Source organism: Psychrobacter sp. Pi2-1 (assembly GCF_904846645.1).
Taxonomy (GTDB): Bacteria; Pseudomonadota; Gammaproteobacteria; order Pseudomonadales; family Moraxellaceae; genus Psychrobacter.
Window position 1 is genome coordinate 21,201 of the sequence record NZ_CAJHBO010000026.1, and the last position, 16,068, is coordinate 37,268.

Below are 16,068 nucleotides of genomic sequence, written 5' to 3' on the forward strand. Positions count from 1 at the left end.
CCATTAATCGCACAGCAAAAAGGACACGACTATTTATACTTTATATTGGGATAAGGGTGGCGCTAACATGGCTACCCATGCTGTCTTTGAAGAACTAGGCGTGTCTTATGAGATGATAGAAATAGATCTGTCTAAGAACATGCAAAAATCAGCTGAATATCTAGCCGTCAACCCAAACGGTAAAGTACCTACGCTAGTGCATCAGGGGCAGGTTATTTATGAGTCTGCGGCAATTTTAATGTATGTACTAGATCAGCATCCTAAGTCTAGGCTAGCACCTGATATAGGATGCCCAAGACGCGGTGTCTATTACCAGTATTTGTTTTGGATGTCTTCTACACTACAAGAAGCCGCTAATCGCTGGGCACATCCCGAGCAGTACATTAGCGGCGAGCACAATTTGCAGCAAGTGAAAGATAAAGCGAATGATGTGCTAACCCACTGCTGGGATATTGTTGAAAAGGTATTGGCGAGTCATGGTCCATGGTTATTGGGCGATAAATTAAGTGGGGCTGATTTTCATTTATTTATGATTGCTCACTGGAGTCAGCGATATGCGAGTCGAGCACAGGATTGGACACACCTAAATGCACACTATCAAGCCATGCTAAACCGTGCCTCGGTACAAGAAATGATGGCACAAGAAGGGTTGTTGTAATCTGTTCATATGTTCAACTAAAGGATATCTAATGAGTGAGTTAGAAGCACTGAATGCAATGCTTCTAGTGACTTCTAGCGATTATAGTAAATGTAGTTTTATATGAAGCTACTGAAGCGCCGCATCTCTTCTAAATGTCCATGTCTTGTCATCAGGCGCGTCTTTACAGTAATAATATCCTGCCAAATCAAAATGCTTTAGCTGTTCAGCACTTCACTTGATATTGACCATTTTCTCACCTTTCTCGATGAATCGTGTTTCGCTAAAAGTATGATTTTGTCATAAAGTCTATTTGGCTATTAGAAATTCTATTATCGAAAGATAGCAGGGCTTTTTTGTGTCTAATTTATGGTGAGTTTCTTTTAACATGTACTACTATATATGTTATTATTTGAATATATAATGGAGTGACAATTCAATTAAAAGGAGTTTGGACACGTGTTGCGGGTCAGAATTCGCAAAATATCGTGTGCCATTTAATGTGATCACGATGAAAAAAATTAGGCTTGGAATCTTTGTAGAAGATGAAACATTAGCATGGCACAAATTTATGCCATTAAAGTCTCTAGTAGATGAAGGTATAGTTGAGGTCTGTATTGCTATCCAACGAAGTGCAGAACACCAAGCTAATCCCTCTCATATATCTAAGATTATACCGTCTATCAATCAAAAGTTGTTTTCTATTCTTTCTCACGCTGAAAAGACTACCAAACGTTATTCTATTCATGATTTAGTTCCCAATGGCAAAATGCCTATCGTTACATCAATACCAAGACAGGATAAATCCAATGATGAAATTGAAGACTCAGTGATTAAGAGACTAAAGGCAACAGATTTAGATTACCTACTGAGTATGGATTTTCAAACCTTAATAGGGAAAGCGCTAGGCGTTACGAAGCATGGTATTCTCTTACTTCATTATGGTGATGAAAGAATACAGCGAGGCGGGCCTGCATTGTATTGGCAATTTGCTGAGCAATGGGAAAATAGCGTCGTGACGCTGCAACTATTGAGTAAGGACCATGATGTACACAAAGTGGTAGGTAGAGGTTATGGCAGTTTGTTTTACTGGGACTATAATTTGACGGAGGATAAGTTAAAAGGGGTTGCAGCATCAATACTGTATTGGTACTTCCGTAAAAATAAAATTGGCGTCGAGAGTGGAGATTCTATCAATTTAATTAACGATCGCACACTTTATAAAACGCCTCCACAGTTAACGGCCATACGACATTTACAGAATTTTCTCAAAAACTACATGATAAAAAGATTTTATAAGAGTCTGTATCTAAACAACTGGAGTATTTTTATTGGTTCTACTGATCAACCAATACATACATATACAGAAATACCGCCTGAAAAGGGATGTTTTTGGGCCGATCCTTTTTATATTGAACACGACTCAAGACGTTACATATTTTTTGAAAGCTTGAACTATAAAGAGAATATTGGTCGAATAGAGTGGATAGAACTGAATGAAAGCCATCAAGTTATTGGTTCAGGACAAGCTGATTTGGGTATTAGCACGCACTTAAGCTTTCCCAATGTATTCGAGTATGAAGATGCTGTCTATATGATTCCAGAGGCTGCAAAAACCAGTTGTATTAGCTTATTAAAAGCGACAGATTTTCCGTGTAAGTGGGAAAAAGTTCATGAGTTAGTTTCAGACGTTCAGGCAGTAGATAGCGCCGTGATTGAGCATAATGGATTATGGTATCTTTTTACAACGCATGGTTCAGTTTCAGCATTTACTATGGATTTAGAGTTATATATTTATACGGCTGACAAGCTGCAAGCAGATAATTGGACCATTCATCCCTCGGCGCCTCTAAAAATTGATGTGCGTGGATCGCGACTAGCAGGCGCATTATTCCAAAAAAACGGTCAGCTCTTTCGTACTGCTCAGGATGGCACTCTTAGATATGGGCGTAGGGTGGCTTTATACCTAGTAGAGGAGTTGACACCGACCTCTTATAAAGAAACCTTTGTACGTTATATTGAACCTGATTGGGAGACTGATATTGATCGTCTCCATACCTATAATGTTTATAATGAAACAGTAGTACTGGATGTATCAAGGGATAAGTTGCGCTTTAGAGTATAGGTACTAAAATATTTAGTGGTTGGAGAATAAAAAACCCATGATAAGTTTCGGCTTATGATGGGTTTTTTATAATTTTAACTCATATTATATCAAACTACTGATCCGCCGCATCTCGTCTAAACGTCCAAGTCTTATTATCAGACGCGTCTTCACAATAGTAATATCCTGCCAAGTCAAACTGCTTTAGCTGCTCAGCATTGGTCAGCTTGTTATCTGCTGCATATTTCACCATTAGACCACGGGCTTTTTTAGCATAAAAGCTAATTACTTTGTATTGACCATTTTTCTCGTCTTCAAATCGTGGCGTAATGATATCTGCCTTCAGTGCTTTTTTCTTTACCGCCTTAAAGTATTCATTGGAAGCTAAATTAACCAATGTTTTGTCATCGCTATCAGCCATACGCGCATTGATAACGTTAGTGACTTCCTCACCCCAAAACTCATAAAGATTGTCACCGCGCTCATTTTTTAGCTTGGTACCCATCTCTAAGCGATATGGCTGGATAAGATCAAGCGGCTTTAGTACTCCATACAGTCCAGACAAAATGCCTAAGTGCTCATTGATATAAGTAGCGGTATCTTTGTCCATATGATACATATCAAGTCCAGTATAGACATCACCATCGAACAAATAGCCTGCAGGTTTGGTGGCATTATCAGAGTCATCGTTGGTAAATGGTTGCTCTTCACTCCAATGCCATTGTTGATTGCGCGTGGCATTAAGCTGAGCCAAATCATCAGATATGCTCATTAATTCTTGTAGGTCAACAGGCTCTTTTGACTTCAGTACTTTCATCAATTCTTGTGAGCGCTCAATTAGCTCGGGTTGACTATAATAGTTACCTAAATTTAGTGGTATAGCATCTGTTTCGTTCAGGGATTTTGCAGGGGAGAGCAAAAAATACATGGTTATTCCTTATTATAATGAATCGATGACGGGTTTTTTCGAGTGTCAAGTATTCTTATTATACGGTATGCATGGATGTAACTTTACTCAACCTTGCTTATTTTATGTTTATTGACGTTATTTGTTTAATAAAAGAACGGATTTAGAATTAGGAAATAAATGGAGTTAAGCCTGTATCTATAAGGGTTAAGCGTTTTTCGGAAAAATAAAAGGCTTTAATATACCAACAAAAAGTATACCAATGGTGTAAATGCCTAAATTTTTATTTTACTTGTGGGTCATCATTAGACAATGAAACTTGACGAACGATATCTCTATAATAAAAAGGCATGATGGTAAAGTAGCTATCATTTATTAAATTGATAACCTTTGATCGCTGTAATGGATTAATCATGATCAGAGGGTTTTGTCCCCTGTGCTTTTTAGATGTGTGTTGAGGGTATTAAAGGTAGTCGTGAGACGTAAATATAGTCATTGGACGTAAGTAAGGAGACGGTATGAAAATCGGTGTAATCAGTGCAGATATCACGAGCGAGAGCCGTGTAGCCATAACCCCAGACGCAGTCAAAAAATTGCGCAAACTTGGGTTTGAAGTCGTCATTCAGTCAGGTGCAGGCCAAGCAGCATACTATGCTGATGAGTTGTATCAGGCTGCGGGTGCCGACATTGCCAGTAGTCGCACCGAGGTGATTACCCAGTCCAAGATTATTACCACCGTCAATGACCTACCAGCGGAAGCCACTGAAAGCTTATCGTCTGGTCAGATCGTCATTGGCATGCTCGACCCATATCGCAACACTCAGCTAGATACTTATGCAGCCAAAGGCGCGACAGTCTTTGCGATGGAGTTATTGCCTCGTACACTGTCACGTGCACAGAATATGGACGTATTGTCGTCACAAGCCAACCTTGCTGGTTATAAAGCCGTATTGTTAGCGGCAAATGAGTATTCGCGTCCTTTCCCGATGTTTATGACCTCAGCCGGTACTGTTAAGCCCGCCAAAGTCGTTATCCTAGGTGTTGGTGTTGCAGGTCTACAAGCGATTGCGACAGCCAAGCGTTTGGGTGCAGTGGTAGAAGCCAGTGACCTACGTCCGACCGCTCGCGAGCAAGTAGAATCACTCGGTGGTAAATGGCTTGACGTGCCGATGAGCGCAGAGGAGGCTGAAACAGCCAAGTCTACCGGTGGTTATGCATGGACACCATCAGAGCAATATGTCAAAGATCAAGCGGCTGTCGTAGATAAAGCGCTCAGTAATGCTGACATTGTTATTACCACGGCGCAGATTCCTGGTCGTAACGCTCCGCGTCTGGTACATGGCGCAACGCTTGCCAAAATGAAGGCAGGTTCTGTACTGATCGATATGGCTGCTGGTACCGGTGGTAATGTCGAAGGCAGCGTGCCTAACGAAACCATTACTACAGACAATGGCGTACGTATCGTTGGTGCCGCCAATATCCCATCTATGCTAGCCGCACAGTCTTCAGATTTGTATGCCAATAACCTTGTTAACTTTATTACGACATTGATTGCACCTGCTGGCGATGACACTTCAGCAAGTGATGCATCAGCCAGCTTGGCACTTAACTTAGACATGGAAGACGAGATTCAGGGCGCACTGGCAGTGACACATGACAGTCAGGTACGACTGGTCAAACGCTAGTTTGAACAGTCTATTACCACATACTTTGTCACTACACATTTGCCAGTAATGAATAAATTTTTAGGAGGATTAGATGATTGCCACTATTTTAGCTGCAGCGCCAGCCGGTGCGGCCATGAGTAGCACACCATTTGTAGCGATTTTCACTGTATTTGTGCTCGCTATTTTTGTCGGATACTATGTGGTTTGGGGTGTTACGCCTGCCTTGCACACGCCATTAATGGCGGTAACCAACGCTTTATCAAGTATCGTCATCGTGGGTGCGATGCTACAGACCGTCACGATTGATGGTTCAATGTTTACACCAACCAGTTTGCTTGGTGCCTTCGCGGTATTTTTAGCCAGTATCAATATTTTTGGTGGCTTTGCCGTGACCGAGCGTATGCTTGCGATGTTTAAACCGAAAGTGAAAAAAGCGCCAGTCGCAACCACTGATATTGGAGGTGACGCGTGAATGATTTCTCAACAATGATTGCGGCAAATGCAGATTGGTTCTACCTAGTCGGCGCTATCCTCTTTATTTTAACTTTGCGTGGTTTGTCTAGCCCAAAGACAGCGATTCGCGGTAACCGTTTTGGTATGGCAGCGATGGCGATTGCCGTCGTGACAACCTTCTTTTTAGCAGAAGGCCCTGTACTGTGGTTAATTATCGGTGCGATGGTGTTGGGTGCCCTCGTTGGTATGTGGAAAGCGAAAACAGTCGCAATGACCCAGATGCCAGAAACGGTTGCTTTGATGCATTCATTCGTCGGTTTAGCAGCGGTTGCAATTGCACTTGCAACGGTATTACACACTGAACAACAGCATGGCGCCGTTGCTCGCATAGAGCTATTTATCGGTTGCTTCATCGGTGCAATTACATTCTCAGCCTCGGTCTTTGCCTTTGGTAAATTGGCAGCGAAAAGCTGGGCGAAAACATTGGTTGGTGGCTGGGTAAAACCGGTTCAAGCGCTACTATTTATTGCGATGATTGGGTTCGGTGGGGTGTATTTCGTCACTGACTCACTACCAGCATTCTATGCGATGGCAGTGATTGCCGTTATCTTTGGTTGGATGTGGATTGCCCCAATTGGCGGCGGTGATATGCCAGTAGTTGTATCGCTATTGAACTCATTCTCAGGTTGGGCAGCAGCAGGTATTGGTTTCACCCTTGGCAACTCGATGCTGATTATCGCAGGTTCTCTGGTCGGTTCATCAGGTGCGATCTTGTCTTACATCATGTGTAAAGCCATGAACCGCTCACTACTTAATGTCTTGTTTGGTGGCATGGGCACGTCAGCTGTGGCAGCAGGCGACGACGATGGGGCACCGAAGAACTACAAAGCTGGCTCAGCAGAAGATGCAGGGTTCCTGATGTCTAATGCTAGCAGTGTGGTCATCGTACCAGGTTATGGTATGGCACAAGGCCGTGCACAAAATGCGGTAAAAGAGCTATATGAACTATTAAAAGAAGAAGGTGTTAACGTACGCTTTGCCATTCATCCAGTTGCGGGTCGTATGCCAGGTCACATGAACGTACTATTGGCTGAAGCTGATGTACCTTATGATGATATTTTAGAAATGGACGAGATTAACTCAGACTTTGCGAGTACAGATGTGGTCTTGGTTATCGGTGCAAATGACGTTGTAAACCCATCTGCGAAAGATGATCCTACTTCTCCAATCTTCGGTATGCCGATTCTAGAAGTCAGCAAAGCCCAGACGGTCATGGTCATCAAGCGTTCAATGAGTACTGGTTATGCAGGTTTGGATAACAGCTTGTTCTACATGGACAAAACGATGATGATCTTTGGCGATGCTAAAAAAATGGTAGAAGAGATGGTACGTACTATCAATGGCGGCGGTCATTAATCTCTAAGCTATGTTTTTAACCATTATTATTTGCATATAAGTTTTTAGATAAAGAAAGTCACTGAGGTGGCTTTTTTTGCGTTAAAGTGGGCGGCATTTATAAGCCGACTATAGATTGAGGTTATTTCCAATTACGGTCAGTTTTTAATGATCACAGTATTAACTGTGCCTTATGTACTCAGTATACGATTTGCACCTGATTAACCTTTTAACCCATCTGAACAGCTTTAACGATAGACAATCACCAATTATAAATACGATGAAATAAGAGAAAAATTTATGAACATGCTACTGCGTTTTTTTATTATGGTTAGCTTACTTAAGCAACAGCTCAAGCATCAATCGACGAGTGAGACTATCAGTCTAGAGACATTGACTGCACCGACTGTACGTCATTATCGAATTTTGCCCCACGATATGGGATTTCGCGATCATTTGCCCAATTATCGTTATCTATCATTTATTGAGCTAAACGTGACACGTTGGGTAAAGGCGTGTTGTCACGAAAAAGGCATTAAATCGCTGAATTGGGTGATTGCCATGCAGGAGATGATTTATCTTAAGCAAATTAAATTTTTGGATAAAATGACGCTTAGCAGTGCAGTCGCAGGATGGGATCATAAGTATGTGTATTTTGAGCATCGGTTTTTTGTCAAAAACCAGCTGATGGGCGTTGGTATGACCAAGTTTGTTTTTACAGATAGCAAAGGTATGCGCACACCAGAAGTATTAGACATGATGGGCGAGCAATTGACAGATACGATTAACACATGGAATGAGCACCAAGTCGCGGTAAAGTCGACTAAATCAGCCTAAGCCATATCGCAAAACAGTATTGAAACCCAGTATTGAAAAACAACATCGTAAAATAACTTGGCTATAATCATTTGCTGAATTTTGGTAGGATAGAGCCCATCAAGTCGTCAGTATTAGGACGATAGCATCGTTTTTAAAATGATGATTCTCAAAACGACTAAAAAAAGGTACCGTTATGACCCCACAAAAATTAAAATGGACAGACAGCTTAGATATCGCGATTGAGCTTTACGAGAAGTTTCCAGAAACAGATCCGCAGTATATTCGTTTTACTGATTTGCATCGATGGGTAACTGAGCTTGAAGGCTTTGATGATGATCCACAAAAATCAAATGAAGGCATCCTAGAAGCCATTCAAATGAATTGGATTGATGAAGCAGATTAATCGATTTGATCTGTCAGCATTACTATAAATAGAAAACTAAATAAACAGATAGAAAAGGCCGCATCATGACCTCACAAATTAAAGAGCTACCAGAAGCGATCGCTTGTCGCGGTATCAGCGTTCGTACCACTAATAACGCTGAGATAAGCCATGACACTGCCAAGCTTGGTAGATTATGGCAGAAGTTTTATCAAAATCACGCGGGTGAACTTCCTGAAGGTGAAGATATTTATGGTGTCTATCACAACTACGAAAGTGATGATCTGGCAGGAGCGTTTGACGTTGTGGCCAGTTGGAAAGTAGCCAGCGAGCAAGATGCTCAGTCAGAAAGCGACAATGTGGCCAATGCTAATAATGTAGTGACGGTTAATATTCCTGCAGGAAAGTACTTGGTGTTTTCTGAAGAAGGTTACATGCCTAACACTGTGATGAATGCATGGGAAAGTGCTTGGGAATATTTTAATACGCCGGATTGTGAGCATACCCGAACGTTCAATGTAGACTTTGAGCATTATATCGGTGGTAACTTAGAATACGGTCAAGTTGATGTCTATATTGGTATCGAGTAAAGTTAGTAATTGGCTTAAGTAACTTAAGCTGCTCGATCCATTATCGACAAAAATAATGACAAAAAAAGCGCTAACCTAAATCAGGTAGCGCTTTTTCTTTGGCCAGATGTCATAAATTAGACAAGTGCGATTAATCTTGAAATCAATCCAACAGTAGATTTTCCAATATCCCTTCATAAATCTGAGCAAGCTTTCCTAGGTCATCAACTTCTACTTTTTCATCTACTTGATGTATCGTCGCATTACGTACGCCAAGCTCGACCACTTGGGCACCAGTTGGCGCGATAAAGCGTCCATCGGAAGTACCACCAGAAGTCGATAGGGTGGTATCGACATCGGTCACTTTTTTGATGGCATTTTGACATGCCGAGACCAGTTTTCCTTCAGGGGTCAAAAACGGCTGACCAGATAATTTCCAATGAATATCGTAGCTTGCTTTACTGTTGGCAAAGTGCTTATCAAAGATAGCATGCGTTTTTGATTTTAGCTCGTCTTCAGTAGTCTCAGTTGAGAAACGGAAGTTAAAGACAACGTTTAGCGTTTCAGGAATGACATTGGTTGCGCCAGTGCCACCGTTGATATTTGATATTTGTAATGATGTGGCTGGGAAGTAGTCATTGCCATTGTCCCATGCGGTAGACGTCAGTTCAGCAAGGGCAGACATCGCCGCATGAATCGGATTAGATGCCAGATGTGGATAGGCGACATGGCCTTGTTTGCCTGTAACGGTAAGCTCTGCACCTAGTGAGCCACGACGACCGTTTTTGATGATATCGCCTAACGTATCGGTACTTGAAGGCTCGCCAACGAGACAGTAGGTGATTTTTTCTTGGCGAGCTTCCAAGGTCTCGATTACTTTGACCGTACCATTAATTGACGGGCCTTCTTCATCTGAAGTAATTAAAAAAGCAATAGAGCCATTGTGTTCAGGATGATTGGCGACGAAACGTTCGGCTGCAACAGTAAAAGCTGCAATACCCGTTTTCATATCGGCGGCACCGCGTGCCCATAGATAACCATCAGCGATAGTTGGAGTAAACGGAGGGTATGTCCAGTTTTTTTCGTCACCTGTTGGTACGACATCAGTATGACCAGCAAAACAAATCACTGGATCGCTAGTACCGCGGCGTGCCCACAAGTTTTTGACTTCGGCATGTTCACCGCTTTGTTTTCTATCACCAAAATACATAAACTCGCAATCAAAGCCTGCTTGTTCTAACCGTGCTGACAACATATCTTGGCAACCATCGTCATCGGGCGTCACTGAAGGGCGCTCTAACAGTGCAATACTTAAATCTAAGGTTTCTTGCTGATGAGTTGTTTGTTGAGACGCGCTTGATTGGTTATGAGAGTCAGACATGGATAAGCCTTTTATATAATAAATTGAAATGGTAAATATAAATGAATAGTAGAGGATAAATGCTAAACGGCTACTTCGACAAAAGGTACAAGACCATCACGGCGCATCCAAGTAGCGATAGAGTAGCGTTGGCGATGCGCAGTTTGTACTTGATGACGTAAATCGCTATCAAAAATAATCAGTCTATTGGTAACTGGCATCACTTCATGGTGCGTGCCATGCTTATCGACGACTTCTAGCGCACCGCCGTCAGTTGTTTCCCAATTATCATTAAGATAAAAAACCGCCGAGATCACCCGCTCATCACGTCCAGCAGGGTTGTCACTGTGCCATTGATAGCCAAAACCAGTCGGATAGCACGCATAATGCGCTTCGCTATGGCGAATACCAGCAAATAAACTACGATTGAATAGCGAGGCCAAAGCATTGATGCTTTGTAGATAGTAATAGCCTGCAAAAAAGTCTTCAGTAATCCAGCGTATTCTATCACCGCGAATATCACTGATACGGACACCCGCGGTCAGCTCTGCATCACGATAGTCAATAAAACCGCTTTCTGCTTGTAGCGCTAGCAATGCTGTACTATTGAATACGTCATCAATGATGAGCCAACCATCACTGACGAATGTATCAAGCTGTTTATCCGTCAGCTTATCTTCCCAGTTAACCGCAAAGTCAGACAACTGCAATACGTGCTGAGTAGGAATTTCTTGGCTATCATTATGAGTATCTGGCAGCAGTAATGGTGGATTATCCTGACCTATCGGATGATCAACGACCAACGCTGTCTTGTTAAGGTTGCTAATAATCTGCGTCATTTCATCTCATTATTATCAATCAGCTGTCAATATACCGTCATTCAATGCGTTTTTATTGAAAGCACTTACTAAAACCACATTATCTTTTACTCTGCCTATGCTACCATAGATGCAATTTTTCTTATTTAAACTTTTGAGATTATGAACTATAAACACGCCTACCACGCTGGTAACTTTGCTGATGTGGTTAAACACATTTTATTGGTACAACTGCTTAATCAACTGGGGCAGAAAAACAAACCTTTTTATGTGCTTGATGCTTATGGCGGTCGTGGACTGTATTCACTAAGCAGTGAAGAAGCGCGCAAAACAGGTGAGGCCAAAGGCGGTATTCAAGCTTTTCTAAAAGCAGATACCGAAAAAGCCCCAGCTGCTGTCAAAGATTATATGGAAGGCATCAAGCAAGCCAAATTCACTTACGACAATAAAGTCTATCCTGGTTCGCCATGGTGGGTGGCCCATCATGTCGAAAAAACCGCAGCTAAAAAGCCTGATGCTGGCGTACGTGCTGAAGCTTTTGAAGCCAAAGCGACTGAATACGATGCGTTGAACTATCAGCTACATAAGTTGCCAATTGGTATCCAGCATCGTGATGCTTTTGAAGGTATTACCGCTGTTATTCCACCAAAAGAAAAGCGCGGTTTGATTTTCCTTGATCCCCCTTATGAGCAAGAGCACAAAGATTTTACGCGCCTGATCGATTTATTAGTCGCGGCTTATAACAAATGGCCACAAGGAACTTATGCGCTTTGGTTCCCAATCAAAAACATCGAAGCCGTAGAGCTCTTCTATAAAAAGCTCAAACGTACTGAAATGAGACGTCAGCTGGTTTGTGAGCTAAACATTTATCCTAATGATGTTGCGGTTGGTCTGAACGGTACAGGTCTACTGGTTATCAATCCGCCATGGCAGTTTGATAATCATGCGCGTGAGATATTACGTTTCTTACAGCCAGTATTAAAAGTAGAAGACGCGCCAAACTTGACGCCTGATAGTGCGACCAATGTGCGCTGGCTCGTCGGTGAATAGCAATAACGGCCAATAAGGATATCAAGATGACGACTCAGCCACCTATCGGCCAGCCGAATAATGCACCTTTGAACAATTCATCGCTAAATGACGGCTTGCTGCAAGATAATTCAGCGACTCAGCCACCGTTTATTGATGAGCACGAATTTAATATTCGTCTAGCGGATAACGACAGCTATGATGGTTTGACATTTGAGGTGATTGAAGCTGAAGTCGCCGAAGGTAAGCGAGTGGTAAGTCGCGGTGTCTATTTGGCACCCAATTTGATCACCACCTTATCGCTACTATCAGGCTTTTACTCGATTTTAGCGAGCACCCAAGGCGAGTTCTATAAGGCGGCTTTGGCTATCTTTTTATCCGCTATTCTTGATGGCGCAGATGGACGTGTCGCACGTATGCTCAATGCGCAAAGTCCATTTGGTGAGCAATACGACTCTTTAGCAGACATGCTAGCGTTTGGTGTTGCCCCTGCTATTTTGATTTATAGCTTTGCTTTAGAGCCATTGGGTCGTATCGGCATTGGCTGTGCGTTTATTTTTACTGCTTGTGCTGCTTTTCGCCTTGCACGCTTTAATGTTCAGGTTGGCATTGTCGATAAAAAGTACTTTGTTGGTTTGGCGAGTCCGCTCGCTGCGATTTTGGTTACTTCGGCGGTGATGGTTGCAGTCGATCATAACGAGTGGATTGGTCAATACGATACAGCCGTCATGCTACTGTTTGCAGCTTGGGTCGTGACTTGCGGTCTACTGATGGTCAGCAATGTCAAATACTATAGCTTTAAAGAGTTTGATAAAAAGAAAGTACCTTTTGTAGTGCTTATCATTGGGGTGCTAGTCATGAGCATCGTGCTCTATGATATTCCTGTTGGTATCTTAGCTATTGGTATTATCTATGCACTATCAGGTATCGTGACTACGATAAAAGCAAATTTTAAACACTAAATTTAATGTCTTCCATATGCTATTTTAGATTGCTATGAGTGATTTTCAAATTTTAACCATTTAAGTTAGTTAATACTGAACTAACTCTAAGTATATCTTACAAGAGCCGCTTATCTATTGATAAGCGGCTTTTTTGTGTCTTATGAAAAACCATTATTCTCTTAATGACTTGCATACTGTCATACATAGGTTAATGAATAATCTCATTTACATGTAATAGATAACTCCATCAAACCAATACTCGTCAAACACAGATATTAGCCAGTATTTTCTGTTCCAACCTCATAATATATTCTTTAAAGAATATATTTATAAGTTACAAATTCAAAACAAGAACTTTACAATTAACATATAATATTTCATTATGTATCTGTAATGTTCCCTTTTATATCAAAAATTACACAGAAATATTTCTAGAGATGAGAGTTTTAGCTCTCAAAACTTTAAGAATAATATTTTAATTTTCTAGTGGACAGGCTGTTCATAGAAACACTCAACCAATAGCTTCCTTGTTTAACTATTTATCAACACTAACGTCTATGTCTAATAGCGATAGCTTAACTATCAGTCTATTTATATAGCCATCATATAGTTGCCTTAATAGCGACTTTATATATACAGGATACTCTCATGTTAAACCATGTTTACCGCGTTGTTTTTAATCGTTCTACGGGTTGCTATACCGCCGTTAGTGAAATCAGCAAGTCGGGTGGAAAGTCTAATAATAGATCATGTCAAGTGGGCACAGTGCCAGCTGCGAAACTAGGCAACTCACTACGCCGGAGTGCTATAGGGGTTGCTATTGCTGGCGTGCTAGGATTGACGGCAATGAGTAGCCAAGCGGAAGTGTGTATAACGCAATCCAGTGGAACAAATGGCAGTACCGCCCCACAAAATACATCTATAGCTTGTGGATTTCAAAACCAAGCTTTGAATTCCAATTCAACAGCAATAGGTTATGTCAATGTTGCTTCAGCTCCTTCTAGCTCAGCAGTAGGTTTCCAAAATAGAGCTTTGAATACTAATGCAACAGCAATAGGTTATGACAATGTTGCTTCAGGTCCTTTTAGCTCAGCAATAGGCCATAGAAATGAAGCATCAAGTCTATATAGCTCAGCGGTAGGCAACACTAATACTGCCTCTGGTGAAAGTAGCTCAGCGATAGGTGCTTACAATAGAGCATTAGGGAATTCCAGTTCAGCTATAGGTTCAGAAAATTATGTTGTAGGTTTTAGAAGCTCAGCATTTGGTAACGAAAATAGAATAACAGAAGGTTTTGGATTGGCAGCAGGTCGCCTTAATCAGGTTGAAGGCTATGTTGGTACGGCTGTAGGTTTTAGTAATAAGGCAATTGGTCAAGCCAGCTCCGCAATAGGTAACGAAAATACAGCCTCCGGAGTTCGTAGCTTGGCAATAGGTAGCGACAACTCAACCGCTGAGGAGCGTAGTACCGCAGTCGGTAGTCTAAACGTAGCTTCTAAGTTGCGTAGTTCAGCGCTAGGTTCTAATAATACTGCTTCGGGAGAACGTAGCTCAGCAGTGGGGTATGGTAATACTGCATCAAGTAACGATAGTTCAGCAGTAGGTGCTAGTAATAATGCCTTTGGGGAGGGTAGTTCAGCGTTAGGTCGTAGTAACACAGCTTCTGGTATTGCTAGCACAGCGATAGGTGTTTCTAACCAATCTTCATCTAATAATACCTCAGCGTTGGGTACGGGAAACAGAGCTTTAGGAAATGATAGCTCAGCAATAGGTCGTGCCAACTTTGCGACAGGTGTTAATAGCTCAGCATCAGGTTTCCTTAACCAATCCACAGGCAATAATAGCTCGGCAGTAGGTTACAGCAATATAGCATCAGGCTATGCCAGCTCAGCATTAGGTGGTTATAGTAGAGCCACTGCTAATGGCGCTACTGCACTCGGTAGTGGTAGTACATTTGCAGTGGCCGCCATAAAGGATGCTACTGTGCAAGCGGAGTTTACGGCTGCGACCACGCCGGTTGAGACAGACGCTAATGGCCGTAGGTTTAAAGCAGATAGCTCTGGTGGGGCAATCTATGAATTTGCACCGACAGACTATGAGGCGTTAGGTATTGGTGCTACGGCAAGTGGAATTAGAACAGTAGCGCTTGGTACTGATGCAGTGGCTGATAAGCGTGATAGCATCGCTTTAGGGAGTAAAAGTGTCACTACCGTTGGTGCTGGCGTAGTGGGTTATTCAGCTAATGGTGATACTAGTCCGACATGGCAATCTACTCTTGGCGCCGTTAGCGTTGGTGATACTAGAGATAACAATTCTAATAACTGGAAAACTCGCCAAATTACGGGCGTAGCAGCCGGTACATCCGATACGGATGCAGTGAATATTGCTCAGTTAAAAAGATTAGAGACAACAGGTCTGTCTTACTTCAGTAATGTAGCAACCGCTTTAGGTGGGGGTGCACAGTTCAGTAATACAGGTGTATTCCAAGCACCCACATATAAAATAAGCAATGCGAACTACAATAACGTGGGTGCTGCATTTGCTGCAGTTGATGGCAAGTTGACAGATTTGCAAACACAGATAAATACGATTGAGCTGACACCTGGGCCTAAAGGCGATACAGGAGCAATTGGTCCACAAGGTCCAGCAGGATCTGACGGTATCAATGGTCAAGATGGCGCGCAAGGTCCTCAGGGTGAACAAGGACCAGCGGGTCAAAACGGTGTTGACGGTTTAAATGGTACTGATGGCACTAACGGTAAAGATGGTGTTGATGGTTTACAGGGTCCAATCGGTCCGCAAGGTCCAGCAGGATCTGACGGTATCAATGGTCAAGATGGCGCGCAAGGTCCTCAGGGTGAACAAGGACCAGCGGGTCAAAACGGTGTTGACGGTTTAAATGGTACTGATGGCACTAACGGTAAAGATGGTGTTGATGGTTTACAGGGTCCAATCGGTCCGCAAGGTCCAGCAGGATCTGACGG

Annotated in this window: 14 protein-coding genes; 11 read left to right on the plus strand and 3 right to left on the minus strand. The window is 42.3% G+C overall.

What is annotated here, in order from left to right:
* The first annotated feature begins 31 nt into the window (after positions 1-31).
* Together JMX91_RS12040 and JMX91_RS12045 are read left to right on the plus strand one after the other, a co-directional pair.
* On the plus strand, positions 32-658 hold the full coding sequence (locus JMX91_RS12040) for a glutathione S-transferase family protein (RefSeq protein ID WP_227679412.1): 627 nt from the start codon (positions 32-34) through the stop codon (positions 656-658).
* A 490-nt stretch (positions 659-1,148) separates the two neighbouring features.
* Positions 1,149-2,762 (plus strand): hypothetical protein, encoded by a 1,614-nt coding sequence (locus JMX91_RS12045; protein WP_201549339.1) that lies wholly within the window; start codon positions 1,149-1,151, stop codon positions 2,760-2,762.
* A gap of 94 nt (positions 2,763-2,856) precedes the next feature.
* Here JMX91_RS12045 and yaaA read toward each other — a convergent pair whose 3' ends face one another.
* Positions 2,857-3,669 (minus strand): peroxide stress protein YaaA, encoded by an 813-nt coding sequence (yaaA, locus tag JMX91_RS12050; RefSeq protein ID WP_201549340.1) that lies wholly within the window; start codon positions 3,667-3,669, stop codon positions 2,857-2,859.
* A 497-nt stretch (positions 3,670-4,166) separates the two neighbouring features.
* On the opposite strand from yaaA, the gene JMX91_RS12055 reads away from it, so the two are divergent.
* The 6 genes from JMX91_RS12055 (at position 4,167) to JMX91_RS12080 (ending at position 8,954) form a co-directional block, all read left to right on the plus strand.
* Positions 4,167-5,333, plus strand: a complete 1,167-nt coding sequence (locus tag JMX91_RS12055) for an NAD(P) transhydrogenase subunit alpha (protein ID WP_201549341.1) — start codon at positions 4,167-4,169, stop codon at positions 5,331-5,333.
* 115 nt (positions 5,334-5,448) lie between these two features.
* On the plus strand, positions 5,449-5,787 hold the full coding sequence (locus JMX91_RS12060) for a proton-translocating transhydrogenase family protein (protein ID WP_201549350.1): 339 nt from the start codon (positions 5,449-5,451) through the stop codon (positions 5,785-5,787).
* Between the two features lie 14 nt (positions 5,788-5,801).
* Positions 5,802-7,184: an NAD(P)(+) transhydrogenase (Re/Si-specific) subunit beta gene (locus JMX91_RS12065; RefSeq protein ID WP_201549352.1), complete on the plus strand. Its 1,383-nt coding sequence runs from the start codon at positions 5,802-5,804 to the stop codon at positions 7,182-7,184.
* A gap of 279 nt (positions 7,185-7,463) precedes the next feature.
* Complete coding sequence (locus tag JMX91_RS12070) at positions 7,464-8,000, plus strand: acyl-CoA thioesterase (RefSeq protein WP_201549342.1); 537 nt, start codon at positions 7,464-7,466, stop codon at positions 7,998-8,000.
* 175 nt (positions 8,001-8,175) lie between these two features.
* On the plus strand, positions 8,176-8,385 hold the full coding sequence (gene iscX, locus JMX91_RS12075) for a Fe-S cluster assembly protein IscX (protein WP_021812734.1): 210 nt from the start codon (positions 8,176-8,178) through the stop codon (positions 8,383-8,385).
* A 65-nt stretch (positions 8,386-8,450) separates the two neighbouring features.
* Entirely contained in the window at positions 8,451-8,954 is a 504-nt protein-coding gene (locus JMX91_RS12080; protein ID WP_201549343.1) for a GyrI-like domain-containing protein, read from the plus strand.
* Positions 8,955-9,096: 142 nt separating this feature from the next.
* Here JMX91_RS12080 and dapE read toward each other — a convergent pair whose 3' ends face one another.
* Positions 9,097-10,314 (minus strand): succinyl-diaminopimelate desuccinylase, encoded by a 1,218-nt coding sequence (gene dapE / locus JMX91_RS12085; protein WP_201549344.1) that lies wholly within the window; start codon positions 10,312-10,314, stop codon positions 9,097-9,099.
* Between the two features lie 62 nt (positions 10,315-10,376).
* Positions 10,377-11,132 (minus strand): 2OG-Fe(II) oxygenase, encoded by a 756-nt coding sequence (locus tag JMX91_RS12090; RefSeq protein ID WP_201549345.1) that lies wholly within the window; start codon positions 11,130-11,132, stop codon positions 10,377-10,379.
* Between the two features lie 141 nt (positions 11,133-11,273).
* Here JMX91_RS12090 and JMX91_RS12095 point away from each other — a divergent pair, with 141 nt between their 5' ends.
* The 3 genes from JMX91_RS12095 to JMX91_RS12105 all read left to right on the plus strand — a co-directional run.
* Positions 11,274-12,161 carry a 23S rRNA (adenine(2030)-N(6))-methyltransferase RlmJ gene (locus tag JMX91_RS12095; RefSeq protein ID WP_057758888.1) on the plus strand — a complete coding sequence of 296 codons (888 nt, stop codon included), beginning with the start codon at positions 11,274-11,276 and terminating at the stop codon, positions 12,159-12,161.
* A 26-nt stretch (positions 12,162-12,187) separates the two neighbouring features.
* Entirely contained in the window at positions 12,188-13,102 is a 915-nt protein-coding gene (pssA, locus tag JMX91_RS12100) for a CDP-diacylglycerol--serine O-phosphatidyltransferase (protein WP_227679408.1), read from the plus strand.
* Positions 13,103-13,732: 630 nt separating this feature from the next.
* Positions 13,733-16,068: ESPR-type extended signal peptide-containing protein (locus JMX91_RS12105; protein WP_227679409.1), on the plus strand; the 2,336-nt coding region annotated here is incomplete at its 3' end.

What these genes read in the sequence shown, in the direction of transcription:
- JMX91_RS12045 (WP_201549339.1), top strand. Translation starts at nt 1,149, where the DNA reads ATGAAAAAAATTAGGCTTGGAATCTTTGTAGAAGATGAAACATTAGCA.
- yaaA (WP_201549340.1), bottom strand. Translation starts at nt 3,669, where the DNA reads ATGTATTTTTTGCTCTCCCCTGCAAAATCCCTGAACGAAACAGATGCT.
- JMX91_RS12055 (WP_201549341.1), top strand. Translation starts at nt 4,167, where the DNA reads ATGAAAATCGGTGTAATCAGTGCAGATATCACGAGCGAGAGCCGTGTA.
- JMX91_RS12060 (WP_201549350.1), top strand. Translation starts at nt 5,449, where the DNA reads ATGAGTAGCACACCATTTGTAGCGATTTTCACTGTATTTGTGCTCGCT.
- JMX91_RS12065 (WP_201549352.1), top strand. Translation starts at nt 5,802, where the DNA reads ATGATTGCGGCAAATGCAGATTGGTTCTACCTAGTCGGCGCTATCCTC.
- JMX91_RS12070 (WP_201549342.1), top strand. Translation starts at nt 7,464, where the DNA reads ATGAACATGCTACTGCGTTTTTTTATTATGGTTAGCTTACTTAAGCAA.
- iscX (WP_021812734.1), top strand. Translation starts at nt 8,176, where the DNA reads ATGACCCCACAAAAATTAAAATGGACAGACAGCTTAGATATCGCGATT.
- JMX91_RS12080 (WP_201549343.1), top strand. Translation starts at nt 8,451, where the DNA reads ATGACCTCACAAATTAAAGAGCTACCAGAAGCGATCGCTTGTCGCGGT.
- dapE (WP_201549344.1), bottom strand. Translation starts at nt 10,314, where the DNA reads ATGTCTGACTCTCATAACCAATCAAGCGCGTCTCAACAAACAACTCAT.
- JMX91_RS12090 (WP_201549345.1), bottom strand. Translation starts at nt 11,132, where the DNA reads ATGACGCAGATTATTAGCAACCTTAACAAGACAGCGTTGGTCGTTGAT.
- JMX91_RS12095 (WP_057758888.1), top strand. Translation starts at nt 11,274, where the DNA reads ATGAACTATAAACACGCCTACCACGCTGGTAACTTTGCTGATGTGGTT.
- pssA (WP_227679408.1), top strand. Translation starts at nt 12,188, where the DNA reads ATGACGACTCAGCCACCTATCGGCCAGCCGAATAATGCACCTTTGAAC.